The sequence below is a fragment of the bacterium genome (assembly GCA_035308905.1).
Lineage (GTDB): Bacteria > Sysuimicrobiota > Sysuimicrobiia > Sysuimicrobiales > Segetimicrobiaceae > DASSJF01.
In genome coordinates this window covers 1-26,549 of record DATGFS010000044.1, presented here as the reverse complement: position 1 = coordinate 26,549, position 26,549 = coordinate 1, and the positions used below count along the sequence as shown (strand labels likewise).

Annotated in this window: 23 protein-coding genes; all 23 read left to right on the top strand. The window is 71.7% G+C overall.

The window, feature by feature from the left end; all coding sequences use genetic code 11:
• Positions 1–53 precede the first annotated feature (53 nt).
• The 23 genes from VKT83_13550 to VKT83_13440 all read left to right on the top strand — a co-directional run bounded on the left by VKT83_13550 (position 54) and on the right by VKT83_13440 (position 26,191).
• Positions 54–1,862, top strand: coding sequence for a SpoIVB peptidase S55 domain-containing protein (locus VKT83_13550; GenBank protein HLY23485.1), 1,809 nt, complete (start codon positions 54–56; stop codon positions 1,860–1,862).
• A complete protein-coding gene (locus VKT83_13545) occupies positions 1,859–3,712 on the top strand; it encodes a SpoIVB peptidase S55 domain-containing protein (GenBank protein HLY23484.1) in 1,854 nt (617 codons plus the stop codon). Before VKT83_13550 ends, VKT83_13545 begins: the two co-directional genes overlap by 4 nt.
• Before the next feature lie 34 nt (positions 3,713–3,746).
• Entirely contained in the window at positions 3,747–8,168 is a 4,422-nt protein-coding gene (locus tag VKT83_13540; GenBank protein HLY23483.1) for a translocation/assembly module TamB domain-containing protein, read from the top strand.
• 82 nt (positions 8,169–8,250) lie between these two features.
• Positions 8,251–8,880: a sigma-70 family RNA polymerase sigma factor gene (locus VKT83_13535; GenBank protein ID HLY23482.1), complete on the top strand. Its 630-nt coding sequence runs from the start codon at positions 8,251–8,253 to the stop codon at positions 8,878–8,880.
• A gap of 3 nt (positions 8,881–8,883) precedes the next feature.
• Positions 8,884–9,426, top strand: coding sequence for a hypothetical protein (locus tag VKT83_13530; GenBank protein HLY23481.1), 543 nt, complete (start codon positions 8,884–8,886; stop codon positions 9,424–9,426).
• A 65-nt stretch (positions 9,427–9,491) separates the two neighbouring features.
• Positions 9,492–11,498 (top strand): POTRA domain-containing protein, encoded by a 2,007-nt coding sequence (locus VKT83_13525; protein HLY23480.1) that lies wholly within the window; start codon positions 9,492–9,494, stop codon positions 11,496–11,498.
• 15 nt (positions 11,499–11,513) lie between these two features.
• Positions 11,514–11,966, top strand: coding sequence for an OmpH family outer membrane protein (locus VKT83_13520; GenBank protein ID HLY23479.1), 453 nt, complete (start codon positions 11,514–11,516; stop codon positions 11,964–11,966).
• Positions 11,956–13,179: a hypothetical protein gene (locus VKT83_13515; GenBank protein HLY23478.1), complete on the top strand. Its 1,224-nt coding sequence runs from the start codon at positions 11,956–11,958 to the stop codon at positions 13,177–13,179. Before VKT83_13520 ends, VKT83_13515 begins: the two co-directional genes overlap by 11 nt.
• A gap of 11 nt (positions 13,180–13,190) precedes the next feature.
• Entirely contained in the window at positions 13,191–13,601 is a 411-nt protein-coding gene (locus tag VKT83_13510) for a hypothetical protein (GenBank protein HLY23477.1), read from the top strand.
• Positions 13,602–13,613: 12 nt separating this feature from the next.
• A complete protein-coding gene (lpxD, locus tag VKT83_13505; GenBank protein ID HLY23476.1) occupies positions 13,614–14,630 on the top strand; it encodes a UDP-3-O-(3-hydroxymyristoyl)glucosamine N-acyltransferase in 1,017 nt (338 codons plus the stop codon).
• Entirely contained in the window at positions 14,630–15,466 is an 837-nt protein-coding gene (lpxC, locus tag VKT83_13500) for a UDP-3-O-acyl-N-acetylglucosamine deacetylase (protein HLY23475.1), read from the top strand. The genes lpxD and lpxC overlap by 1 nt, the downstream gene beginning before the upstream one ends.
• Complete coding sequence (fabZ, locus tag VKT83_13495; protein ID HLY23474.1) at positions 15,463–16,011, top strand: 3-hydroxyacyl-ACP dehydratase FabZ; 549 nt, start codon at positions 15,463–15,465, stop codon at positions 16,009–16,011. The genes lpxC and fabZ overlap by 4 nt, the downstream gene beginning before the upstream one ends.
• A complete protein-coding gene (lpxA, locus tag VKT83_13490) occupies positions 15,998–16,840 on the top strand; it encodes an acyl-ACP--UDP-N-acetylglucosamine O-acyltransferase (protein HLY23473.1) in 843 nt (280 codons plus the stop codon). Before fabZ ends, lpxA begins: the two co-directional genes overlap by 14 nt.
• A complete protein-coding gene (lpxI, locus tag VKT83_13485) occupies positions 16,837–17,676 on the top strand; it encodes a UDP-2,3-diacylglucosamine diphosphatase LpxI (protein ID HLY23472.1) in 840 nt (279 codons plus the stop codon). The genes lpxA and lpxI overlap by 4 nt, the downstream gene beginning before the upstream one ends.
• Positions 17,677–17,681: 5 nt before the next feature.
• Positions 17,682–18,851, top strand: a complete 1,170-nt coding sequence (gene lpxB / locus VKT83_13480) for a lipid-A-disaccharide synthase (protein ID HLY23471.1) — start codon at positions 17,682–17,684, stop codon at positions 18,849–18,851.
• A 54-nt stretch (positions 18,852–18,905) separates the two neighbouring features.
• A complete protein-coding gene (lptC, locus tag VKT83_13475; GenBank protein HLY23470.1) occupies positions 18,906–19,625 on the top strand; it encodes an LPS export ABC transporter periplasmic protein LptC in 720 nt (239 codons plus the stop codon).
• Entirely contained in the window at positions 19,625–20,623 is a 999-nt protein-coding gene (locus tag VKT83_13470; protein HLY23469.1) for an LptA/OstA family protein, read from the top strand. The genes lptC and VKT83_13470 overlap by 1 nt, the downstream gene beginning before the upstream one ends.
• Entirely contained in the window at positions 20,620–21,372 is a 753-nt protein-coding gene (gene lptB, locus VKT83_13465) for an LPS export ABC transporter ATP-binding protein (protein HLY23468.1), read from the top strand. Before VKT83_13470 ends, lptB begins: the two co-directional genes overlap by 4 nt.
• A gap of 2 nt (positions 21,373–21,374) precedes the next feature.
• Positions 21,375–22,454 carry an LptF/LptG family permease gene (locus VKT83_13460; protein ID HLY23467.1) on the top strand — a complete coding sequence of 360 codons (1,080 nt, stop codon included), beginning with the start codon at positions 21,375–21,377 and terminating at the stop codon, positions 22,452–22,454.
• The gene (locus VKT83_13455) at positions 22,451–24,067 is read left to right on the top strand and encodes a glycosyltransferase family 39 protein (GenBank protein ID HLY23466.1); all 1,617 of its coding nucleotides are present in this window, start codon (positions 22,451–22,453) and stop codon (positions 24,065–24,067) included. The genes VKT83_13460 and VKT83_13455 overlap by 4 nt, the downstream gene beginning before the upstream one ends.
• Positions 24,068–24,865 carry a polyprenol monophosphomannose synthase gene (locus VKT83_13450; GenBank protein ID HLY23465.1) on the top strand — a complete coding sequence of 266 codons (798 nt, stop codon included), beginning with the start codon at positions 24,068–24,070 and terminating at the stop codon, positions 24,863–24,865. It begins immediately after the preceding gene.
• Positions 24,862–25,782: a DUF3084 domain-containing protein gene (locus VKT83_13445; protein HLY23464.1), complete on the top strand. Its 921-nt coding sequence runs from the start codon at positions 24,862–24,864 to the stop codon at positions 25,780–25,782. Before VKT83_13450 ends, VKT83_13445 begins: the two co-directional genes overlap by 4 nt.
• Before the next feature lie 7 nt (positions 25,783–25,789).
• Complete coding sequence (locus VKT83_13440) at positions 25,790–26,191, top strand: pre-16S rRNA-processing nuclease YqgF (GenBank protein HLY23463.1); 402 nt, start codon at positions 25,790–25,792, stop codon at positions 26,189–26,191.
• Positions 26,192–26,549 lie beyond the last annotated feature (358 nt).

Here is a 26,549-nt window from a genome sequence, read left to right as displayed (position 1 = left end):
GGCGGAGGTCCCGCGAAGACGGGGCGGCCGGACGGAGGGGGGACGTGCGCGGCATGATGCGTGCGGTGGCGGCGATGGTCGCGGTCGGCATGAGCCTGGTGACGGCCGGGCTGCCGCCGGCCGGCGCGGATCCGCAGGCCGTGCTGCCGCTCTCCGCCGTCCACGCCGGGATGCGGGGGTACGGGCTCACCGTCGTCCACGGCACGGCCATTCAACGGTTCGACATCAACGTGCTCGGCGTGCTGAAGGGCGAAGGCGACACGTACACGGACCTGATCTTGTTCCGCGCGGGCGGCCCGTTGATCACGGGGGCGGGCGGCACCGCGTCCGGGATGAGCGGCAGCCCGATCTACCTCAACGGGCGTCTCGCCGGCGCGCTCTCGTACGGCTACCACTTTCCCGGCCCCGACGCGGACCTGAGCCTCGCGACCCCGATCGAGCAGATGCTCAAGACGCTGGCGGCGCCGGTCCCGGCTCCGCAGACGTTATGGCCGCGCGAGTACCGGAGCGACGCGCCGATCGCGACATCGTTCGGTCCGCTCCGCCGCGTCATCGTCGTCGGATCGACCGCCGCCGCGGCGGCCTACAACGCGCACGCCGCGCCGGGGACCGCGGCGGTGGCCCCGGCGATGGTGCCGATGACCGCCGCCGGCGTGACGCCCGGCGGCATGCGGGTACTCGAGCGCGCGCTGCGGCGGTTCAACCTCGTGCCGCGCCAAGGCTACTCCGGGGGCCGGAACTTCACCGCGCCGCCGATGGAGCCTGGGGCGTCCCTGGGCGTCGAGCTCGTGCGCGGCGACGTGGAAGTCGGCGCGATCGGCACGGCGACGTACCGGCGCGGCAACATGGTGCTCGGCTTCGGCCATCCGCTCATGAACGCCGGCGCCGCCTCCCTGTTCATGACAAGCGCCTGGATCGACACGATCGTGCGCTCCCTGGACTTTCCATTTAAAGAGGGTAGTTTTGGGCCGGCGACCGGCACGCTGACGCAGGACCGGACGACCGGGATCGCCGGGGTGCTCGGGCGCTTCCCGCGGGCGTTTGCGATCCGGGTCAATACCCGCGACCTCGACACCGGTGCCGCGCACTCGTTCGGCGCGCAGGTCGTGCGGCGCCAGGACTTGGCCGAGAGCCTCGTGCCGAGCGCCGTGCTGAGCCTCATCCAGCGGGGGCTTGACCGGGTCGCGGGCGGCTCCGCCGCGGTCCGCATCAGCCTGCGGGCCCGGAACCTCAAATCGCCGGTCGTACGGGAGGACCTGGCCTACGACGTCGGCGACATCGCCACGGCCGCTGCGCTCGACATCCCCGCGGCGACGCAGCTGCTCTTCACCAACTTCTTCAGCGAGCTCGACCCGGTCGACATGACGGTCGACGTCGCCGTGACCACCAAAACCAACATGGCGCTGCTCGTGGGCGCGCGGCCGAACCTCCGGACGGTGCACCCCGGCGACCGCGTGCAGATCGAGGTGCGGGTACGGCCGTTCGGCGGCGAGCAGGCCGAGACCCGGACGGTCACGTTTACGGTGCCCAAGGACTTCCCGGAGGGCGCGGCGTTTCTGCTCGTCGGCACCGCGGGCTCGCTCAACGATTCGTCGTTGCCCGCGGACAAGTTCCAGGCGCTCGTCGCGGCCGAGAGCACGCCGAGCGGCGCCGAATCGCTCCAAGCCGCGATCGACCAGTTCGAGAATGAGGGCAAGAACACGGACCTGATCATTCAGCTGGTGCCGGAGGCTGTGCTGACGGCGGTGGGCGCCAACGCGAATCCCAGCTTCGAGTCGCCGGCGGGCACCACGCTCGAGACCGACTGGGTCGTGCTCGGCAAGTATCAAATTCCGATGACCGTGAAGGGGAGCGTGCCGTGACGAGACAGCCGGCCAGAGGGGCCGCCCGCGTTGATTCCATGGCCGCCGGGACGCGCGCCGCGGCCGTGCTCGTTGCCGTATCCGTGCTTGGGCTCGGGATGATCGCCACGCCGGGCGTGGCGGCGCCCGCCATCATGCCGGCGCACGCGATCGCGGTCGGCATGACGGGCGTCGGGAAGACCGTCATCATCGGGACGTCCGTCGTCCCGTTCAACGTCCGGGTACTGGGGATATTGCACAACGCGGGTCCCGCGGGCGACCTCGTATTGTTTCGGGCGTCGGGCCCGGCGATTCAGAGCGTCGGTGGAATCGCCGCGGGCATGAGCGGCAGTCCCATTTACCTCGAAGGCAAACTTGCGGGCGCCCTCTCGTATACGTTCCAGGCGTCCGACCCAACCGTCGGGCTGTTCACCCCGATCGAAGACATGCTGCGCGTCCTGCCGGCACCGGCCCAGTCGAGCGTTGGCTTCACGGTTGGCGGCCGGCTCGCGGCCGCCACATCCGTGCCGCGCGTCTACGCGCTGGCTCCCACGCGCCTCGCCGGGCGCATCGTCCGCCGCGTGGTCGTCCCAGCCGCGGGCGGCGCCGCGGCGGCGGCGCGGGGCGCGCGCCCGTTCCTCCGCGACACGCTCGTCGCGGTTCCCGCGGAGACGCCGCTGTTCGTGTCGGGCATCGGCGGCGCGGGCCTTCAGGCCCTGGCGAACGTCCTCGCGCCGATGGGGCTCACGCCGGTCGCCGGCGGATCGGAGGCGAACGTTCCCGCATCCCTGCCGCTCGAGCCGGGCAGCGCCATCGGCGTCGCGCTGCTGAAGGGCGACATCGCGGCCTACGCCATCGGCACCATGACGTACCGGGACGGCAACCGGATCCTCGCGTTCGGGCATCCGTTCACCGGCATCGGGCCCGCCGGCTACCTTCTCATGAACGCGAAGATCTTTCAGGTCGTGCAGGGGCAGCAGCAGAACATCAAGATCGGCGCCGTCGGCGCGCCGGTCGGCATCGTATCGCAGGACCGACCGGCCGGGATCGGCGGCACGATCGGCGTCCTGCCGCGCATGTTTGGGGTCCGCGTCCACGTGATCGACGCGGACAGCGGCGCCGATCACACCTACAATTTCCAGGTGATTCCGAACACGGAAATCGCGCCGATCGTGGTCCAGGTCGGCTCGCAGGGCGCCATCGAGCGCGCCCTGAACCGCAGCGGGCAGGGCACCGCGATGGTGCGCCTGGCGCTCTACGGGCGCGGACTGTCGAAGCCGGTCGTCCGCGAGAACATGTTCTACGGCTCGAGCGGGATCGCCGGGCGCGCGCTCGCCGAGCTGCCGCAGGCGATGAACCTGCTGTTCGACAACGACTTCAAGGACGTCGGCCCGACGTCGATCGATCTGGACGTCCGCGTGACATCCGCGCAGGAGACGGCGTCGATCGTCGAGGCGACCGGACCGCACGACCCGGTGGCCCCCGGTGACACGGTGCATGTCCGCGTCACGGTCCGTCCGTTCCGCGCCGCGCCGCAGACGCAGGACGTCGCGCTGACCATTCCGGCGAACGCGGTCGCGGGGCCGACGACGATCGTCGTCCGGGCGGGCGGCGGAGCGCCGGCCGGCGCGGCCGCCGCTCCGCCCGGCCCCCCGAACGCCGGTGTGCGCACGCTGGCCGACGCCGTCAAGGCTTTTGAGACCGGCGACAAGAATACCGACGTCGTCGTCGAGTTGATGGGCGGGCTGCCGCCGCGGACGGACAGCGCCGGCGCAGCGCCGGCGAGACCGTCGGCGCAGTGGACGACGCCGTGGGTCGTGCGCGGCCGGGTTCAGCTTCCCATCGTGATCGCCAAGGGAGGGACGCACTGACGGGTTCCGCCCCGCGCGGCGCGCCGATGCCCACATGAACTCACCGCCGACTGCGCGCGTCCGGCTGATCCGTCGCGGCATCGCCGCGCTCGCGGTGCTCGCCGTCCTCGCGGGCGCCGGGTGGGCCGGAGTGGTCTCGAGCGGCTGGATGGCGCATGCGATCCGTCAGGCGATCGTCTCGCGTCTCGGCCACTCGCTCGGCCGCGCGGTCGCGCTCGGCGGGGTCGGCGGCAACCTCGTCGACGGCATCGAGCTGCGCGATCTGGTCATCGCCGAGCGGGGCGGCTTCAGCCGCGGTGCGGCGTTCTCGGTCGACCGCGTCCACCTCACCCTGTCGCTGTGGGATCTCGTCCGGCATCCGCGGGACGTGCTGGCGAGCGTCAGCCGCGCCGACCTGACCACCCCGCACGCGGAGCTCGTGCGTGACACCCGCGGAAACTGGAACCTCACGGACCTGCTCCTGCAGCAGGAGAGTCCGCTCGGCCCGGCGTTCCACGGGCTGATCGTCGTGCACGGCGGCGTCATCGCCTACGCGGATTCCTGGGGGGTGGAGTCGCCGCCGTTTGTCACGCGGTTCGAACGCATCGACGGCACGCTGACCTCAGGGTCCGACGGCCGGCTGGTGATCGCGCTCGGCGGCCGCAGCACCGACGGCGAGCAGGCCGCGGTGCACGGCCGCTATGCGGCGGTCGACGGCACCTATGACTTCGACATCACCGTCGATCGGGGATCGGTACGGCACTGGGGAGGGTATCTCGTCCGGCTTCGCGCGCTGCGGTGGCTTGGCGGGCAGTTCTCCGGCCGCGTCCACCTGCTCGCGTCGCCCTCCGCGGCCGGCGTCAACGTCGACTACACCGCGTCGATCCGGCTCGACGACGCGGACACCCTCTACCGGCCGGCCGCGACGGGCCTCCGGCACGTACGCGGCGAGATGCAGGTCACGTCGGGGCACGTCTCCACCGACGGTCTGACGCTCGTCGCCGGCGACTCGCCGGTGTGGGTGCGCGGCGACGTCTCGTACGCCGGCGATCCGTGGCTGAACCTCGTCGTCCGTTCGCAGCGCCTCGACCTCGCGCGCGCACGCACGCTGTTCTTCCCGGGCACCGGCATGACGCTGGCCGGACGGGCGACCGGCGACATGTGGATCTCCGGTCCGGTCAGCGCCCCCTCGTTTTCGGGCACCGTGGCGGCCGCCGACGGCCGCTTCAATCGTCAGGACTTCGCCGGCCTCACCACGCGGTTCGCCTATGACGACGGCGTGCTGTCACTGCGGGACCTGTCGGTCGGTGTGGGCGACGGACGCCTCGCCGGCGACGCGGTCGTCAACCTCTCGCCCGCGCAGCCTTCCTACACCTTTGCGGCGACGGCGGACAACGTGGACGCCGCGACGCTTCCCCGCGCGGGGCTGCCGATCGCGGACGGCCTGACCGCGCGCGGGTCGGGCGCGGTCGCCGGCGTGGGGCAGGGCTCCCGGATGCAGGTTCTCGGAGACGTCTCGCTCGGCCGGGGCAGCCTCGGCGGACAGACCTTCGACAGCCTGACCGCGCTGTTCTGGGACGACAACGGGTCGCTGCTTCTCGACAACCTCCGCGTTCAAGCCGGACCCGCGACCGTCTACGCGTCGGGGTCCATCGCGCCGGACGGGACGCTCGCGCTGGCCGCCGAAGGCCACGACCTGCCCCTCGGGACGGTCGCCGCGCGGACCGGGCTCGCGCCGTCCGAACTGAGCGGCACCGGCCGGTTCGACGGCCACATCGGCGGAAGCATGGCGTCGCCGGCGCTGTCGGGTGCTGTCGCGGCCTGGGACGGCCGGTTCGGTCCGCTGTCGTACACCTTCGCAACCGGCGCCCTCAACGCGACCTCCGGCCTCGTGTCGACGACCCACGCGGACCTCTACAACGGTGGCGCATACTATGGGGTGAGCGGCGCGCTCGCGCTGCGGCCGCTGATCGCCCGGGACGTGGCGATCGACGCGGAAGGCGTGCCGGCGCAGTCCTTCCTCCGCGACACAGTCGGCATCGACACGGTGACCGGCACGCTCTCCGGGCGCGTGCGCGTCAACGGTCCGGTCGACCGTCCGTCCGTGGCCGGTTACGTCGCGCTGACGCGAGGCAGCGTGCTCGGACAGATCGTCGATCAGGCCGACGCCGATCTGGCCGGCGGCGGCGGGGTGATCCAGGTGACCCGGCTCGACGCGCGGGCCAACGGCTCGTACGTGCACGCGTCCGGCACGGTGGATCCCCGCGGACCGCTCGATCTCAATTTCCAGGCCGATCGCATCCGGTTGGCCGACGTGTCCCTGTTGACCCGGTTCGGCGTCGTGCCGTACGGCACGGTCACGGTGGACGGCCGCGTGACCGGCACGCTCGCCGACCCCGAGTTCCAGGGCCGTCTCCTGTCGCCGGACCTGTGGATGCGGGGGCAGGCGTTCTCCGCATCCGGGATCGTGGACTACCGCAGCGGCCAGGTCCGGCTTTCGCCGCTCGATCTTGTGCAGGGCGATGCGAGCTACAGCCTGACCGGCAGCGTGTCCTGGGTGGGCGAGCCGGCCGCCGATTTGAACCTCCACGTCACCCACGGCCGCATCGCCACGCTGGTCGACGCCGCGGGACTGCGGCTGCCGGCGAAGGTCGAGGGGCTGATCGACGGGGACGTCGCGCTGGCCGGGCCATTGCGCGATCCGTCGGCGCAGCTGACACTGGCGCTCAGCGGCGCCAGCATCGGCGGCGTGCCGGCCGGTACGGGGGCCGCGGACCTGGTGCTGAGCCACGGCGCGATCGACATCCGGGTGTTTGAGCTCCATCCGGGGCGCGGCAGCATCGCGGCCCGCGGCCAGGTCAGCCTCAACGGCACCAGCGCGGTGGAGCTGTCTGCCAGCAGTCTCGACCCGGCGATCTTCGTGCCGATCTTCCATCTGAAGCAGCCGCTCGTCGGCAGCGTGGATTTCACGATGCAGTGGACGGGGCCGGCCGCCAATCCGACCGCCGGTCTGTCCCTCGAGGCGAGCGACGCCGGGGTGCCCGGCGCGACGGTCGACCGGGTGGCGGCGCTGGCCTACTACAAGAACGGCACGATCACGATTCAGGATGGGATGCTTGCGAAAGGCAGCCACCGGCTGGTGGTGGAGGGGACGCTGCCGGTTGCCGGGGACCGGTTCGCCCTCGATCCTCACGGCGCGCTCCGGCTCGCGCTGCACCTCGAGGACGCCGACCTGAGCCTTCTGACGCTCGTGACGCCGGCGATCCAGGATGCGTCCGGCACGGTGGCCGGGGAAGTGTCGGTCGGCGGCACGGTCGCCCAGCCGACCATGAGCGGATCCGTGCAGGCCACGGGCGGCCGGATGCGGTGGGCGCCGATGCGGACGCCGCTCGAGAACATCGCCGCGAACATCACGTTTTCCCACGATCTGGTCGAAGTGCACAACGTCTCGGCCGACATCGGAGGCGGGCATCTGGCGATCCAGGGCACCGCCGCGGTGAGCAACTTCCGGCCTCAGACGCTGGACTTGGGCCTGACCGCCAGGCAGCTGAACGTGGACGTGCCCGGGGTGTACACCGGCCGCGTCGACGCGAACCTCGCGCTGAAAGGACCGGCCGGCGGCCCGCTGCTCTCGGGCGGGGTGACGGTGTCGGGCGGCCGCGTGACCTACGCCGGGTCGGTGCCCGGCGGCGGCGCGCCGCTCGCGCAGACGCCGGCGCCGCCCGTCAATCTCGACGTCACCGTCGGGACCGGCGCCGCCGTGTCGTACGGCGAGGGCCCCGTACAGCTCGCGCTCACCGGCAGCGTCCACGCCGGCGGCACGCTGGCCCAGCCCAAGCTCTCCGGTGAGGTCAGGTCCGACGGCGGCAGCGTGAACCTCTTCGGCACCGCGTTCACGGTGCTCGAGGGGCGGGCGACGTTCTCGGAAGGCCTCGGGCTCACGCCGCTCGTGACGGCGCGGGCCCAGGGTCAGATCGGCGATACCCGCGTGTTCGTGGACGTCGCGGGACCGCTCTCCAACCCGTCGGTGGTGTGGAGTTCCGAGCCGCCGATGAGCCAGAGCGACATCCTGGCGCTCGTGTTCGGCGCGACCGGCGAAGCCGGAACGCCGACCGGGCTTGCGGGACGGGAGCTGGGGCGGCTGCTGATCGGGTCCGTGACCTCGGCGATTCAGCGGGCCCTGCACCTGGACGAGCTGACGGTCTCCTATGACACCCAGAGCCCGGTGACGCTGCGGATCGGCAAGTTTCTCACGGCCAAGTTCTACGTGACGTTGACCGAGGTGTTCGCGCAGGCGACGTCGCCCGGTTCGACGCCGACGGTGCTGCCGGGTCCGTACACGCGGCCGACGCTGGCCGGGCAGTCCTATACTGTGCTCGGGCTCGAGTACCTCGTGAGCCCGAGCATGTCCTTCTCGTACGACGTGGACACATTGGGGGACAACGGATTCTTCCTGCTGACGCATTTCCCGTTCTAACCCGCGCGCCGGACTCGCGACGCCGGGCGGTCCGAGAACGCCGGGCCCGCGGCGTGGATACTGTAAGGATGGGGCTCCGTCCGTGCTGAACGAGTACCTGCGCGAACTGCACCAGGTCGAGCTTCTGCGCCCGGCCGAGGAGCGGCGTCTCTGGCAGGCCTACAAGCAGCGCGGGAACCGCCGGAGCCGCGCGCGCCTGATCGAGGCCTATCAGCCGCTGGTGTTCAAAGTGGCGATGGCGCTGCGGCTCCACGAGGCCGTCTTGATGGACATGATCCAGGAAGGCACCGTCGGGTTGATCCAGGCCGTCGAGCGATTCGATCCGGATCGCGGCGTGCGGTTCAGTACGTTTGCGACCTACCGCATTCGCGGCCGCATCCTCAACGCGCTGCGGCGGGAGCGGGGGCGGGGAGCGGACGTCGAGGACGCCGCGGAGGCGCTTGCGAAGGTGCCCGATGCGGCCGCCGCGGACGCGCTCGCGTCCGTCGAGGATGCGGTGCTCGTGCGCCAGATCGTCGCGGCGATCGACGGGCTGCCGGCGCGCGAACGCCGGATTCTGGTCGGGGCGTTTCTCGCGGCGGAGGAACCGGGTCGCATCGCCGACGAACTCAAGATCAGCCTGTCACACTTCTACCGCCTCCAGCAGCAGGTGCTGCGGAAGCTCCGCGAGATGTTCGCGCCGGCGCTCCGGCCGCGTCCGGCGGTGGAGTAGAAGATGGCCCGACCGGACCCGCTGCTGCGCCACATCCGCCACGCCGAAGAATGGCTGGGGCGCGCCCGGGGCGACTGGCGGCGCGGCAACGCGCCGGCGGCCTTGCTCCGGTTGATGCTGGCCGAGGCGGAGATCCGTCAGGCCCGCGAGACCGGAACCGCGGTCGCGAGGTCCGCTGCTCCCCTCGCGGACGGGCAGGAGGCCGATCGAAGCCGGCGTGGGAGATGGCCGCGCGCCGCGGCGGCGATCGCGGCCGCGGCGGTCCTCGCCGCGGGGCTCGGGTATGCCTCGCTGGGGCCCGGGCTGGGGCGGCACGAGACGCTGGCCGCGCGGGACGGATCGGCGGCCATCCCGGGTCAAGGCGGCCCGCTCGGCGGGGGAATCTCGCGGACGATCGTGCGGCTCGACTCGGGAGAGTTCTTGATGCCTGATCGTGAACAGACCACCGCCGGCAGGCCGGGTGATCCCGGCTCCGCGGGGCAAGACGGCCGGCCGCCACAATTCGCGGTGCCGGTGGATCTCAGGACGCCTTCGCCGACGTTCTAGAACGCGCGGCCCGGCGCCAATATGCCCGGGGACGCTGAACGCCGGTATTTGAGACGGAGGTCGGTGTGACCGCACCCAAGGACGACAGGAGACAGGGACAAATGCGCGTGCTCGGGACGGCGGCGTCTCGCGCGCTGCTGCTGGGGGTGGCATTGGTGCTCGCGCCCGGGCTCGCCGGCCTCTCGGCCGGGCAGTGGCTGGCGCCGGTGCTGCGCGCCCAGGCGCCGCCGAGCCCGACGCAGCCGGCCGCGCCGGTCACCCCGACATCACCCGTCACGCCGGCGTCACCCGTCACGCCGACGTCGCCCGCGGCGCCGGTGACGCCCACATCGCCGGTGCCCTCCGTTCCGGTGCCGCCGCCGGGGCCCGTCGCGCCGTCACCGTTCGTGCCGCAGCCCGGCGTGCCGCCGCAGGTCGTACCGCCCCAGCGGGTCGTCGAGGTGGTCGTGCAGGGCAACGTGCACGTGCCGTCCGAGCAGGTGCTGAGCGCCGTCTCAACCAAGGCGAACGACCCGCTGAACGAAGAGCGGGTTCGAAACGACGTCCAGGCGATTCTGGCGACGGGCCTGTTCGCGGACGCCGTCGTGCGGCTGGAGCCTGTCCCCGAGGGCGTGCGAGTCATCTTCATCGTCGTGGAGAACCCCGTCGTCACGTCCGTCGCCGTGAAGGGCAACACCGTCGAGCCGACGGACGCCATCGTCAAGGCGCTGGGGGTGCAGACGGGGCAGGTCCTCAACACTGTCGCGATCCGCGAAGGCGCCCGCGCCGTGGAGAAGCTCTACCAGGACGCGGGGTACATTCTGGCCCGCGTCTCCGACGTGGCGATCAGCGACCAGGGCGTCCTCACGGTCACCCTCGCCGAGGGCCGGATCGAAGCCGTGAAGATCGAGGGCCTGCACAAGACCAAGGACTTCGTCGTGCGGCGCGAGCTGTCGTTTGCGCCCGGGGACGTGTTCAACGCCAACGAGGTCAACGCGAGCCTCAAGCGGCTCTTCCAGCTGCAGTACTTCTCCGACGTGAAGGCGCAGCCGGGTCCCGGCACCACGCCGGACACCGTCGACGTGACGCTCATCGTGACCGAGCAGAAGACCGCCTCCGTCGGCTTCGGCGTCGGCTATCAGACCGCGGTCGGCCTGCAGGGTATCCTCTCGTACAAGGACAGCGACTTCGGCGGCAACGGCCAGTCCGTGCTGGCGCAGTACAACAGCAGCGCGCTGAACGGCGGCGGCTACACGCTGCAGTTCCACGAGCCCTACTTCATCGGGACGCGCACGGCGATGGACCTGCAGATCTACAACATCGTCTCGATTCCGACGGACTACTCGCTCGGGCTCAACAACGCGTTCAGCTACAACATGTACCAGACCGGCGGCAGCATCTCGTTCGCGCAGCCGCTGACGGGAAGGCGGAACTCGCCGTACACGCTGTCGTACGGTCTGAAGTACGTGAACACGACGTTCGGCCAGCCGTTCGTCGGGACCAGCCCGCCCGCCGCGTTCGTCTTCACACCGGGCACCGTGACCGCGCTCGTGCTGGGCGCGATCAAGGACACCCGCGACGACCCGCTCGACCCCACGACGGGCGAGCACGTCACGCTGAGCGTCGAATCCGCGCTCACCGCGCTCGGCGGCAACTTCAGCTTCCAGAAGTACGAGCTGGACTACGCGCGCTTTTTCCCGGTATCCCCGGGCACCACGATCGTCGGACACGCCCACCTGGGCGCGGCCAGCGGCCCGCTGCCGCTGCAAGAACAGTACTACCTCGGCGGACAAAACACGCTGCGCGGCTACGCGTCGGGACGGTTTCGCGGCGACGAGATGGTGCTCCTCACCGGCGAATATCACTTTCCGATCAGCAACCTGCCGCTGCTCCACACGTTTACGGGACTAACCGGCATCGTCTTCGCCGACGCCGGGGACACCGAGCCGTTCGGCGGCGGTTTCAACTTCACGCCCCATTACGACTACGGCCTGGGCATCGCGATCAGGACCGGCTTCGGACCGTTCCGGCTCGACTACGGATTCAGCAGCGAGGGCAACCAGTTGTGGATCTCGACCGGCGTGACATTCTGAGAGGAGTTGACGGGCATGATGCGGTGGAACACGAGAACGCTGGGAATCGCGATCGCGGTGATCGTGGTGCTGGCGACGGCGGGCTACTTCGCCGCGCGGTCCGGCCCGGCGTTTGGACAGTCGATGACCATCGGGTACGTGGACATGGCGCGCGCGCTCGACGCGCACCCGGGCCGGGCGTCCGCCGAGTCGGCGCTGCGGGATTACGCGCAGGCGCAGGTCGCGGACGCGCAGCAGAAGATGAAGACCATGTCCGCGACGCAGAAGCAGGACCTGCAGCGCCAGGTCGACCAGCAGATCTTCAAGAAGCGCGCCGAGCTGCTCGGCGGGCTCGACAAGGACATCCGGGCCGCGGTTGAAAGGGTCGCGAAGCAGCAGGGCGTCAGCGTCGTCTTGAGCCGCGACGTCGTGCTGTACGGCGGTGTCGATCTGACGGACCAGGTGATCAAGGTCGTCAGTGGCAAATAGCACCGGCCTGCTCCTGCCCCGTCTGCGCAGGACCTCCGGCCGCCTTCGCGTCCTCCTGCGCGGCGCACTCGCCGCGGCGGCGGCCGCGGCGCTCGCGGGTTGCGGCGGCGTACAGCTGCCGTGGGGCCGGCCCGCCGCGCCGCCTCCGCCCGCGGCCCATCTGCTCCGCATCGTCGACCTCGACCGCGCCAGCCGGGCGCACCCACGCTGGGCGGAGGTCGACGCGCTGGATAAGCGCATCCAGGATCTGGTCGGCCAGCTCTCCGCGGTGACGGCGTCGGCCGGCACGGCGGCGCCGCCGACGGTGGACCTGACGCCGCAGCTGCGGACGGCGGCGCAGCAGGAGTCCTCCCAGCTCGCGCCCGAGTTCCGGCGGCGCATGGACGCGCAGGCCCTCGACGCGCAGGCCGCGGGCCGGCGCGAGCTCGAGGCCTACGCCGCCAAGATCAAGGCGGATCAGCAGCGGGAGTTCGACGCGAAGCGGCTCGAGATCGAGGCGGCCGTGCAGAAGAACGTGCAGGACAAGGCCGCCGCGCTACAGCAGGACTCCGCGCAGTTCCAGCAGCAGACGCTCGAGCAGTACCGGCTGCCGCTGCTGAACCTGCGCCTGAAGCTCGACGCCGCGGCGCCGTCCGACAAGAAGGCGTCGGAAGCGCTCTCGCAGCAGCTGCAGACGCTCACGAAGGAGCGCGACGACAAGATCGCGGCGCACGACAAAGCCAATCAGGACGCGCTCGCAGCCTATCAGAAGGAGCAGCAGGACTCGTTCACGGCGCAGCTCAAGGCGCTCGGAGACCAGCTCGGCAAAGAGGGGCAGCACCTGGTCGATCAGAAGGCCGCGGAGCTCAGCGCGCGGATGCACACGGACCTTACGGCGAAGCAGGCGCAGCTTAACGCGGAGTTGAGCGCGCGCATGCAGGCGGACATGCACGCGCGCCAGCAGGCGATCATCTCCAGCGCGCGATCGCAGATGGCCGCGGCCCAGTCACAGTCCCTGCAGACCCTGGAGGTCCGCGTCACGTCGCTGCGCGCGCAGCTGTCGGAGGCCCAGGCCGAGCGCGTGCGCCTCTTGGCCGCGATCATGGCGGATCTTCGCGTGGAGACCGCCGCGCTGGCGCAGCAGAAGGGCTGGGACGTCGTGCTGACCCGGGCGATCGACGCGCCGGACGCCCAGGACGTGACCGGTGATCTGATCGCCCGCATCAAGAAGTGAGGAGCGCATCGTTGTTGACGGGCAGGGGTCTTCGGGGGGCGATCCTGGTCCTGGGCGCCGTGGTGCTGACCAGCGGCTGCGGAACCACGATCGGCGTCGTGGACAGCCAGCGGGTCTTGAACGAGAGCGTCAAAGCGCTGCAGTATCAGCGGCAGCTCGACGATCGCGAGAAGCAGATGGCCGCGGAACTGTCGGCGCTCGCGCCGCAGGTCAGCCGGGCAGAGCTGAGCGCGAGGCGGGCCCGCCTCCTGACTGAGCTCGCGCAGATGCGCCGCGATCTTGAGGCGCAGCTCAACCAGGAGATCTACCAGGTTGCCGGCCGGGTCGCCCGGCAGGACGGTCTGCGCATCGTCATCGTCAAGGGCGCGTCGCTCCGCGGCGGCCGCGACGTCACCCAGCAGGTCATCGACCAGCTCAAATAAGGGGCGGGATCCATGCGGCTGGCGGATCTGGCCAAACGTGTCGGCGGCACCGTGAGCGGCGACCCCGACGTGGAGGTCGTCCGGGTGGCGCCGCCGTCCGAGGCCGGGCCCGGCGCGGTCGTGGTGGTCGCCGATCCGGACCTCCTGCCGCGCATCGACGGCCGGGCTTCCGCGGTGATCGTGCCCGAGGACGCGCCGGCGACGAGCGGGCCGGCGATCCGGGTGCGCGATCCGCGGCTGGCCCTCGCGCACGCGCTGCGCGCGCTGACCCCGGCCGCGCGGCCCGTGCCGGGCGTGCATCCGACCTGCGTCCTCGCCGGCCCCGTGCGGCTCGGCGACGGCGTCTTTCTCGGCCCGTACGTGGTCGTCGGCGCGGACGTGGAGATCGGCGACCGCGCGCAGATCCATGCCCACGGGATCGTCGAGGACGGCGTCCGGATCGGTCCGGACGCCGTGCTGCACGCGCGCGCGACGATTCGCCGCGGGTGCACGCTCGGCGCGCGGGTGGTGATCCAGTCGGGGGCCGTGATCGGCAGCGACGGCTTCGGGTACGCGCAGGACGCCGCGCGGCGCCACATCCCGATCCCGCAGGTGGGGACGGTCGTGCTCGGCGACGACGTCGAAGTCGGGGCGAACTCCGCGGTCGACCGCGCCACGCTGGGAGAAACGCGCATCGGCCGGGGCACAAAGCTCGACAACTACGTGCACATCGGCCATAACGTCGAGATCGGCGAGGACGTGGCGATGGCCGCGGCCTGTTTCATCGCCGGCAGCGTCCGGATCGGCAACCGCGTGCTGATCGGCGGCATGAGCGGGGTCGCCGACCACCTCACGATCGGCGACGACGCCGTCGTGCTCGGGGACACCGGGGTCACGCGCGACGTGCCGCCGCGAACCGTCGTCGCCGGCCGGCCGGCCCGGCCGCGGATGGAGTACCATCGCGCGGCGGCGGCGGCGCGGCGGCTGCCGGACGCGCTCCGGGAGCTCGCGGACCTGCGCCGGCGCCTCGAGCGGCTCGAGAAGCCGTAGTGACCCGGCAGCACACGATCGTCTCGCCGGTCACGATCCGCGGGGTGGGCCTGCACACGGGCCGCGAGATCGGGATGGTGGTGCGCCCCGCTCCACCCGATTCCGGCATCGTCTTCCGCCGCACGGACCGGCCCGGCGCCGTCATCCCCGCGCGGCTGGACCAGGTCACCGGGACCTCGTCGTGCGTCGCGCTCGGCGGCGATGCCGGCGTGCAGACGGTGGAACATCTGCTCTCGGCCGCCCGGGCGCTCGGGGTGGACAATCTGCTCGCGGAGCTCGACGGCCCGGAAGTCCCCGGCATGGACGGCAGCGCGCTGCCGTTCGTTCGGGCACTGCGGGACGCGGGGCTGCGCGGGCAGGAGGCGCCCCGCGCAATCTTGAGATTGCGGGCGGCGGTGTGGGCCGGCGACGCGGACGCGGGGTGGGCGGTCGCGCTGCCGGCGGAGCGGCTTTCCATCACCTGTGTCGTCACGCTGCGCGCGCCCGCGGCGGGAGACCAGGCGGCGACGTTCGACGCCGGGGCGGGCGGCTACGAGGAGACCATCGCACCGGCGCGAACGTGGGGATACGAAGGCGACGCGGCGGCGCTGCGCGCGCGCGGCCTGGCCCTCGGCGCGTCGCTCGAGAACACGCTGGCAATCGGCGGAAGCGGCTTCCTCAACCCGCCGCGCTTCCCCAACGAGCCGGCGCGCCACAAGGTCCTCGACCTCTTGGGCGACCTCGCGCTGCTCGGCGCAGACCTGAAGGCCGCGGTGATCGCCGTCCGCGCCGGTCACACGCTGCACGTGGCGCTGGCACGGGCGCTCGCGGCGCAGCCGACGCGAACGGAGGGATGACGGTGGGCGGCGACAGACCCGGCCCGGGTGCGATGGACGTCGAGGCCATCATGGCCCGGATTCCGCACCGCTATCCGCTGCTGCTGGTCGACCGGATCCTCGAGATCGAGCCGGGACGGCGGATCGTCGGCCTCAAAAACGTCACGGCGAACGAGCCGTTCTTCCAGGGGCACTTCCCTGGCCATCCCATCATGCCGGGAGTGCTCGTCGTCGAGGCGATGGCGCAGGTCGGCGGCGTGCTGGCGTCGTTCCTGCCGGGCAGCGAGGGCCACACCGCCTATTTCGCGGCGATCGATCGCTGCCGGTTCCGCCGGCCGGTGCGGCCCGGCGACCAGCTCATCACCGAGGCCGTCGTGCTGCGCGCGCGTTTGCGGATCGGGCAGATGCGGGCGACCGGGCGGGTCGACGGCGTCGTCGTGGCCGAGGGGACCTTCACGTACTCGATGGCGCCGCTCGATCGGGGACCCGGCGGCGTCGAGCCCGCCGGACCTGCCGCCGGCTCCGATTCCGTGCTGCGTGAGGAAACGCCGCGTGCCGGACGCTGAGTCCGCGCCCCGGCCGGCGGGGCGCGGGTCCGTGGCCGGGGGCCCCGCGCCGGCGGTGCATCCCACCGCGGTCGTCGCGCCGGCGGCCGAGTTGGGCGCCGGCGTGCGGATCGGCGCCTACACCGTGATCGCCGATCACGTTGCGATCGGACCCGGCACGTGGATCGGTCCGCACGTCGTGATCGAGGAGTGGACGACGCTCGGCCGCGACTGCCGCGTCGCCGCCGGCGCGATCCTCGGCGGCACCCCCCAGGACCGCCACTTTCGCGGCGAGCGCAGCTACCTGCGCATCGGCGACCGCGTCGTGCTCCGCGAGTATGTCTCGATCAGCCGCGCCACCGGCGAGGACGCGGCCAGCACGATCGGCGACGACACCCAGATCCTCGCGTACAGCCACGCCGGCCACAACTGCCGGATCGGCCGCGGAGTGATTATCACCAACGGCTGTCAGCTGGCCGGCCACGTCGTGGTCGAGGATCTCGCCAACATCGGCGGCATGGCAGGGGTCATCCAATTCGCCCACGTCGGCACGCTGGCGATGATCGGCGGATTCACGCGGATCGACAAGGACGTGCCCCCGTACATGCTGGTTAACGGCAACCCGTACCGGACGGTAGCGATCAACCGGATCGGCCTCGAGCGGGCCGGGGTGTCGGATGACGCCCAGGCGCAGCTGCGCCGCGCGCACCGTCTGCTCGTGCGGTCGGGGCTCGATCTGTCGCACGCGATCGAGAAGATCGCCGCGGAGTGCGGGGACGGTCCGGAGGTCCGCCACCTCGTCGAGTTCCTCCAGGCGAGCCAGGAGCGCGGGATGGGCATCCGGCGGTGAGCCTGCCCGCGGACGGACCCGTCGGCGTGATTGCCGGACGCGGGGTCCTGCCGGTGGAGATCGCCGAAGGCGCGCACCGCGAGGGCCGCCGCGTCGTCTGTGTCGACGTGTTCGACGCGGACCCCCGCCTCCGCGAGATCGTGGACGACTACCAGACGGTCGCGCTCGGGCAGCTCGGCGCGATGGTGGAGACCTTCCGCTCGCGCGGGGTGCGGGAGATCGTGCTGGCCGGCAAGGTCGACAAGCTCGCGGCGGCGGGTGCCGTCTCCCTCGACGCGCTCGGCCTCCTCGTGGCGAGCCGCCTCACGGATTTCGGCGATGCGAGCATCCTCCACGCGCTCGTGACGGTCCTCGAAGAATCCGGGTTCGTCGTCGCGCCGCAGGCGCGGTACGTGCCGCATCTCGTCGCCGCGGCCGGCGTGCTTGGGCGCAGGGCGCCGTCCGCCGACGAGCAGCGTGACATCGCGTTCGGCGCGCGGATCGCCGCGGCCGCCGCCGCGCTCGACATCGGTCAGGCCGTGGCCGTCCGGCGCGGAATGGTCATCGCCGTCGAGGCCGTCGAGGGCACCGACGCGATGATCGCCCGCGCGGGTGCGCACACCCGCGGCGCCGTGATCGTCAAAGCAGGTCGGCCGCGGCAGGATCCGCGCTACGACCTCCCCGCGGTTGGGCCGCAGACCATCGCCTCGCTCGCGGCCGCCGGCGCTGCCGTGCTGGCCGTGGAGGCGGAGCGGACGCTCCTGTTCGAGCGCGACCGGCTGATCGCGCAGGCCGATGACGCCGGGATCGCGCTCGTCGCCGTGCCGCCCCGCCCAGACGGGGACCCCCGCGGCTGATCGCGGTGAGACGCCGCGTCTTCGTCGTCGCCGGCGAGGTGTCGGGGGACCATCAGGCGGCGCGGCTCATCGGCGCGCTGCGGCGCGCGCGGCCGGATCTCGAGATCGCCGGCGCTGGCGGCGGCCGGATGGCCGCCGCCGGCGCCCGGGTGCTCGTCGACAGCACCGCGTGGGGACTGATCGGCTACGCGGAAGCCTATATCCGGCTGCCGCTCTTCGCGCTCCGCTATTTCCGCCTGGTCCGTCTGATCGAGCGCGAGCGCCCCGATCTGCTTCTGTTGGTCGACTTCCCGGGCATGAATCGCGAGCTGGCGCGGCGGTTCTCCGGCCGCCTGCCGATCGTCTACTACGTGCCGCCGCAGACGTACGCCCGCCGCGGACGATCGGCGGCGCGGATGGCGCGCGCCGCGGTGCGCCTGCTTGCCGTGCTGCCGTTCGAGGCCGAGGCCTACCGCCGCGCCGGGGCAGACGCGATCTATGTCGGGCATCCCGCGGTCGATGAGGCGGCCGCGCGTCCTGTGGAGGCCGCCGGCCGCGCCGCCGCGCCGGCGGAAGCCGAAGGCGCCGGGCCGCTCGTCGCGCTGCTGCCCGGCAGCCGCGCGCAGGAGATCCGCGCGCTGCTGCCGCCCATGCTCGACGCGGCGCGGGAGCTCGCGGCGCGGCGCGGCGCGCGGTTCGTGCTGCCGCTCGCGTCGCCGCACCTCGAGGCCGGCGTCACGGCCGCGATCGCCTCGTCGGGTGTGCCGGTGCGCATCGCGGACGGCCGGGCCGTGGAGACGCTGGCGGCCGCCGACGTCGCGGTGCTGGCCTCGGGCACGGCCGCGGTCGAAGCGGCCTGCGCCGGCGTGCCGATGGTGGTCGTGTACCGGGTGTCGCCGCTCACCGCGTGGATCGCGCGGCGGTTCGTCATCACCGCCGATCTCGATCGCTCGGGTTTCTCGATCCCCAACATCGTCCTCGGCCGCCGGGCGATCCCGGAGCTTTTGCAAGATGCGGTCCGCGGGCCGAGGATCGCGCGCGAGGTGGAGGGGCTGCTCGAGCCGGCGGCCGCCGCGCGTACGCGCGCGGATCTCGCCGAGGTGTGCCGCCGTCTTGGACCCGCGGGGGCGGTCGAGCGGGCCGCGGCGGAGGTCCTGTCCGCGCTGGACAGCGGGGTGAAGGCCACGATACCATAGGTCCGTGTGCCCGCCGTTGGGGTACGATCAAGCGGTGAACGAACGGAGCGTTCGATGAGCGATCTGTGGACGACACATCTGCGGCGCGTCGCGCTGTGGGCGATTCCCATCGTGCTGGTGGCGGCGTTGGTCTGGAGCGCGCTGCCCCGCGGCGGCGGGGAACCGGTGACGCCGCCGGCACTGCCGGCTCCCGCCGCGCCGTCCGCCTCTTCCTCCGGGGCGGCCGGGGCGCCCGCGGGGAGCAGCCAGGCGCCGCCGGCCGACGCGGCCGGCGTGCCGTCCGGTACCCGTCCGCTCTCGGCGGGTGGGCCGGCGGCGGCCGGCACGGCGCAGCGTCCGAGCACCGGCGTCGCGTCGGGCGAGATCAAGCTCGGCAACCTGGTCGGCACCGACGATCAGGGCCGTGTGCGCTGGCGGATTCTCGCCGACGACATGATGCTGCGGCAGGCGCAGCAGACGGTCGCCCTCAGAAGCGTGCGCGCGACGTTCTTCGACAACGACGGCACGAGCATGCTGGTGAACGGTGACACGGGCACCTACAACACGCGTACCCGGGAAGTCACGGTCGGCGGAAACGTGCACGGGGTGACGAGCGCCGGCCGCGAGCTCTTCGCCGACACGGTCTATTACTCGCCGCAGTCGCGTCAGGTGGAGGGCCGGGGCCACGTTCGGGTGGTGCAGGAGCGCGTCATCATGTACGCGGACAGCATGGTCTCGGACCTCACGCTCGGCCAGACGCGGTTCTTCGGCAACGTCCACATGACGCTGCGGTAATGAGGCGTCGAGACAACCGGGCGGAAGCGCGCGGCGGTCCGGTGTGGTGCGCGGCGGCGGTCCTCGCGGTCGCGCTGGGAGCCGCCCCGGCGCTCGGCGCGCCCGCCGGCGCGGCCGCCCTCTCTTCGGGGACCGGCCCGCTTGGATTACACGGCGGCCGGCCGCTTGCCGGCCGGCAGGATGCGCGGACGTCGCAATCCGCCCCGGTTTCCCCCGCCGCTCCGGCCGAGCCCGCGCCGCGCACGCCGGTGCCGGTCGACGTGACGGGCGCCGAGACCATCGAGTACGACGCGGCCACCGCCTCGTACGTCTTCATCGGCGCGCACGTCGTGGTCACCCGCGGCGACGAACGCCTCGAAGCGCCGGAGATCCACTACGACGGCGCCAACCGCCGCGCGGTGCTGCCGCGCCACGGCATGCTGTCGTCGCCGACGATGAGCATGGAGGCCGACGCCATCACGGCCGACCTGGGCACCCGCCACGTGCTGGCCGAAGGCGGCGTGCACGGACGGTTTCTGGATCAGGGTGTGTGGGCGACCGTGACCGCGGCGCGGGTTGAGGCCGACGATCGTCCGGACCTTCGCCGCGTGGACGCGTCCGGCGACGCCGTGGTCGTCCGCGGCGATCAGGAACTGCGCGGCAGCCGGATCGTCTACGATCGCACGGCGCAGCACGGGACGGTGGAGGGGCGCGCGATCGCGCTGCGCGGCGGCGACCGGCTCGAAGCGGACCACATCGAGGGCAATCTGGCGTCCCGGGACGGGGAGGCGACCGGACACGTCGTGCTCGACCGCCCGGCGACGCACATGCACGGAACGGCGGACCGCGCCACCTATTCCGGCGGCGCCGACACGGTCGTGCTGATCGGCCACGCCGTTGTGACGCGCGACCGCGACCGCATGGAGGCCGACCAGATCACGGTGCACCTCCGCGACAACAGCGCGGTGGCCGACGGACACCCCAAGATCGTCGCCTATCCCACCGGCACGTCGCCGTGAATCCCACCGTACCGTTCGAGCCGGGCGCGGGACGGCTCCGCGCCGAAGGCCTGATCAAGCGCTACAACGGGCGCACCGTCGTGGACCGCGTGTCGCTCACCGCCGGGTCCGGGGAGATCGTGGGGCTGCTTGGGCCGAACGGCGCCGGCAAGACGACGACCTTTTACATGATCGTGGGGCTCGTCCGGCCGGACGGCGGCGACGTGTGGATCGGCGAGGCCGCCTTGACGGACGAGCCGGTGGACGTCCGGATCCGCGCCGGGGTAGGCTACCTCGCCCAGGAGCCGTCGATCTTCCGGCGTTTGACCGTGGTCGAGAACGTGCTGCTCGTCCTCGAGCAGCACGAGCCCTCGCGGGCGGCCCGCGAGGCCCGTGCCGGCGAACTGCTCGACGAGTTCCATCTGACCGACCTTGCCCGGCAGCCGGCGTGGACCCTCTCCGGCGGCGAGCGCCGCCGCGTGGAGATCGCGCGCGCGCTCGCGCTCGATCCGTCGTTCCTGCTGCTCGACGAGCCCTTCACCGGCATCGATCCCATCTCGATCCAGGACCTGCAGCGCACCGTCCGCTACCTCAGCGAGCGCGGCCTCGGCGTTATCATCACCGACCACAACGTCCGCGAGACGCTGCAGATCACCGATCGCGCGGCAATCATCCACAACGGGCGCATCGTGGCCAGCGGAACGCCGGAGCGGATTCTCGAGAGCCCCGAGGCGCGGCAGGTGTACCTCGGCGAGGGGTTCCGGTTGTGACGATGACGCTGCTTGACCGCCTGCTCGTCACGGAGGTCGGCTCTTCGTTCGGGGTGGCGCTCGGCCTCTTCACCGTCCTGCTGGTCATGAACCACCTGTTCTACCTGGCGCGGCTGATCATCGGGCAGGGCATCGCGATCCAAGTCGCCCTCGTGCTGATGGCCTACAAGATCCCGTACTTCATCGCCTTCAGCGCCCCGATGGGCGCGCTGCTCGCGACGGTCTGGGGCATGGGGCGGCTCGCCGATCACAACGAGCTCGCCGCGCTGCGGGTGTCGGGCGTCAGCCTGCCGCGGATCGCCGTGCCGCTCATCGCCGCCGGCGTCGTCGTCGCGGCCGGCACGCTCGTGTTCGTTGAGGGCGTCGTGAGCCTGAGCGAGGATCAGTACCGGGTGGCGATGGCCGACGTGATGGCGCGCGGGCCGGAGCTCCATCCGATCGAAAACGTGTTCTTCCAGGCCCCGATCCCGCAGGGCAACGCGTTTTACAGCGCACACCGCTATGATCCGAGGTCGCGGACGCTGCAGGCGGTGACCGTGGTCTATATGACGCCGCGCCAGCCGCTCGAGGTGATCGAGGCCGACCACGCCGTCTACGCGCAGGGGACCCAGTGGACGTTCGAGAGCGGCCACATGTACGTGCTGTCCGAGGGACAGATGGTCTCGACGAAGTTCGACACGCTGCGCGTCATCGTCCCGCGGTCGCCCGAGGACTTCACGCTCGCGCCGAAGCAGCCGGCGGACATGAGTATTCGCGAGCTCACCGGCGAGATCGCCCGGTACCGGCGTAACGGCGGGGACGTCCGCCCCTTTGTGGGGGAGTTGAACACGAAAGTCGCGACCGCGCTGAGTTCGGTGGCGTTCGTCCTGCTGGCCGTGCCGCTCAGTCTGCGGCCGCACCGGTCCGGTCCGAGCATGGGCTTCGGCATGAGCATCCTGATCCTCGTGGCCTATTATCTCGTCGCGATCCCGATGCAGCTGGCCGCCGACGGTCATCTGCTCTCCCCCGTCCTCGCGGCGTGGCTGCCGGATCTGCTCGTCGGCGCCGCGGGCGTGATTCTGTTGGTGCGGGCGGCGCGTTGAGAGAGCCCGAGGCCGGGCACGAACGTGTCCTCCTCGGTCTCGTACTCGCCTTCGCGGCGGCGTTCTTTCTGTTTCACCTCGGCGCGGGCAGCCTCTGGGACGTGGACGAGCCGCGATACGCCGAAGCCGGACGGGAGATTCTGGCGACCGGCGACCCGATCACGCAGCATCTGAACGGCGCGCCCTGGTTGGGGCCGGCCCCGCTGTGGATGTGGCTTCAGGCGGCGTCCGGCGCCGTCTTGGGGTTCTCCGAATGGTCCGCGCGCATCTGGGCGGCCGCGTTCGGCGTGCTCGGCGTGCTCGCGACCCACGCGCTGGGCCGGGAGTGGTTCGGCCCGCGGACGGGAGTGTTGAGCGCGCTCGTGCTCACGACCACGCTCGCGTATGTCGTCACGGCGCGCCTCGCGGTCCCCGATACCGCGGCCGTGACCTGGATGCTGCTCGCGATGTGGGCCGGCTATCGGGGATATCGCGACGGGCGGCGGCGCGACTATGTGTTGGCGAGCCTCTTCCTCGGCCTCGGGGTGCTCACGCGCGGCCCGGGCACCGTGGTGGTGCCGGCGGTGACGATGCTGGTGTTCCTGGCGTATCGGCGGTCGCTCGGCCGCCTGCGGGAAGTCCCGTGGCTTCCGGCCGCGGCGGTCTTTCTCGCGGTGGCCGCGCCGTGGTACGCGGCGGAGGCGGCGCGGCACGGGACCGCGTTTCTCCGCGCGGCGGTCTGGGGCCACGCGGCCCCGCGGCTTACGGTCCCGGCGGGCGCGCACGCGCACACCCTGCTCACCGACGCCGGGATCGTCGCGATCGGCGCCGTGCCGTGGACCGCCTTTCTGCCCGGCGCCGCGGGCTATCACTACCTCCGGCGCTGGCAGGACGGCAGCCTTCTGTGCCTGCTGTGGGCGGCGCTCGTCTTCGCGTTGGCCCTTGCGGCCGGCGAGCGGCTCCCGGTCGACGTCCTGCCGCTCTTTCCGATCGCGGCGATCGCGGTCGGCCGGCTGTGGGAGGAGTTCCTCTTCGAAGGCGAAGGGCGGCTGCGGCGGACGCTCGCGGCCTCATTCGTCCTGCAGATCGGCGTGGTGGTGCTGCTGGTCGTGGCCGCCGCGGCGTTCGCGACGGCCCGATATCCTCGCGAGTTCGCCGCCGTGCGGGATTTCTTGCTGGCCCCGGTCGGCGTGCTGGTGCTCGGCACCGGCGTGACCGCGGTGCTCTTCCGCGGGCGCCGGTATATGGCCGCGTTCCTCTCGCTGCCGGCGGCGACCGCGGTGTTCATCGGCGTTCTGTACGCCGGGACGCTCCCGGCCGTCGAGACGCAGAAACCGATGAAACCGCTGGCCGCGGCCCTTGCGGCGCGTCTCCGGCCCGGCGATCGCGTGATCGCCTACATGATCGAGGCCCCGGCCGCGCTTGTGTTCTACGCCGATCATGTTGTCGAGCAGGCCGGCGACCCGGCGAGCCTCCGGCGCCGGCTCTGCGGGTCCGGACGAGTCTTCGTCGTCGCTCGCCGGGAGGATCTGGCGGCGGCCTCGGGGCTGCCCGGCGGCCTCGAAACGGTCGCGGCGGACGGAGCCTACGCCGTTGAAATGAAGCCGGCCGCCGCCTGCGGGGCGGGCTCCTAGGTGAGCGGTTCCGGAGCGGGCGGCCTCGACGCGCACCTCGGCGGTCTGCCGCCCCTCGCCGATCAGCGCCGGCCGGACGCGACGATCGTGGTGCCGACGTACAACGAGCGGGCGACCGTCCCGGGGTTGTTGCGCGGGTTGGCGGAGGCGGTCGGCGGCGGCCCAGGTGTGTGCGAGGTGCTGGTAATCGACGACTCCTCGCCCGACGGCACGGGGCAGGTCGCGGCGGGGATGGCCGCCGAACTCCAGGACGTTCTTCCGATCATTGTCATCACGCGCCCGGGTAAGAGCGGACTTGCGTCCGCGGTCCTCGAGGGTGTGCGGCGGGCGCGGGGGCATGTCATCGTCGTGATGGACAGCGACCTCTCGCATCCACCCGAGGTGGTAGCCGCGCTGCTCCGCGCGGTGGCCGGCGGCGCCGATATCGCCGTCGGTTCCCGGTACGCACGGGGCGGCGGGGTGCGGAGCTGGCCGTGGCGGCGCCGCGTGATGAGCCGGGTCGCCACATGGATGGCCCGCGGCCTGCTCGGGGTGCGGGTCGCGGACCCTATGTCGGGGTTCTTCGCGGCGCGGCGCCGGTTGTTCGAGGACACGCCGGTCCTCGGCATCGGATACAAGATTCTCCTCGAGCTTCTGGCGCTGCATCCGACCGCGGCCGTGGTGGAAATCCCCTACGTGTTCACCGAGCGTGCCGGCGGCCGCAGCAAGCTGAACGCGGCGGAGGTCGCCAACTACCTTCGGCTTCTGGCGCGGCTGCGCGCCGGGCGCCGGGGCGGGCGCCGGCGGGCCGGCCTGTGAGCGTCGCCGCGTTTCTGATCCCGCTCCTCATCCTGGTCAGCGGCCTCGTCGCGTTCATCGGGAACCTGGTCGGTCGTGCGATCGGCCGGAAACGGCTCACGCTGCTCGGCGTGCGGCCGCGCTACACCGCGCAGATCGTAACCGTCATCACCGGCATGATGATCACCGTTGTGACACTCGCGGTGGTGCTGCTCGCGAGCCAGGACGCGCGCCAGGCGCTGTTCCACCTCCAGGAGGTCCAGCAGCAGACGCGGCAGCTCGAGGCGCAGATCGCCACGCAGCAGCGCGAGTTGCGGGCGCTTCAGGTCCGCGACATCATCTATCAGAACGACCAGGAAGTGCTGCGGACCGTGATCGACGGCCGGGCTCCGTTCGACGACATTCGCCGGCGGGTGCAGACCTTCGTGGATCTCGCCTCCCGCGCGGCCCGCGAGCGCGGCGCGGCCCCCGGGCCGGACGGCGCGACGATCGTTCTGTCCCCTCCGGGCCTGACCGCGGACGTCATCGCGCGCGACATCGCGGAGCGGGCGCAGCGGATGGCGGTTCGGATGATCGCGAGCGAGAACACCGTGCGCGGACTGCCGGTCCACGCGACCGTTCTCGTCTTCCCGAACACGGTCGTCTTTCGCGAGGGCCAAACGATCGCGACCGCCTCGGTGAACGGCCGTGATTCCCGCGGGCAGATCGAAAACGCGCTCGTCGATCTGGCGGCCGCGGCGGCGGCCGTGGCCAAACGCGACGGCGTCCTCTCCCCGCCCTTTGCGCTCACGACGAGCCCGGTCGACGTCCGGCTGGATCCGGCGATCGTCCTGGAAACCGTGGACCGCATCAAGACCGCGGGCGCCGTCACGACGGTCCGGGCGGTGGCGCTGATCGATACCTACACCGTTGGGCCGCTCGTTATTACGTTCCGGTGACGGCCGGGTGACGGTGCTCGGCATCGATCCCGGCCGCGACAAGTGCGGGATGGCGGTCTGTGCGCCGGGCGCGGTGCTGGCAAGGACGATCGTGCCGCCGGCCGACGTGCCGCGCACGGTGGTTGCATGGGCCGGCCGGTACCGGATCGACGCGATCGTGGTCGGCGGCGGAACAGGCTCCCGGGCGATCATGGCCGCGCTCGCCCGGCTCGACGGGTCGGAGCGCCTGCCGCCCGTGACCGCGGAAGAAGAGCGCGGCAGCACTCTTGCCGCGAGACGTCGCTACTTCGACGAACATCCGGCGAAGGGGTGGAGGAGATTCGTCCCTCGATCGTTCCAGGTCCCGCCCGAGCCGTACGACGATTACGCGGCGATGGTTATCGCGGAGCGCCGAATGGTTAAAGGTTGAGCAACATGAGCCGGGTAAACCTGTAACGGTCGATCATATGTTCGGTATAATGCATGATGTACGCTTCGCTGCGCCCGTGCTAATATTGAAGATGCTCTTCAAAGTCTGGAGGACATTAGGTGATACCGTCGTAGACCGGTATGGATATGGCCGGGCTACCACCCACAGCATAGTCTTTTGAGTGGGAAGGGCAGTCAGGCGCGTTCCCGTCACTTGCTTTTCAGTCATGGCTCTTGAGTTGTCACCCGGTCCGCGCGGCCAGGGGCCGCAGCGGGTCTCGTCCGGAGAGGAGGGGGCGGCACAGAGGACGGGGCCGGGAACGGGGGACACGCGGGTAGCGGTCGGAGGACGGACGGCG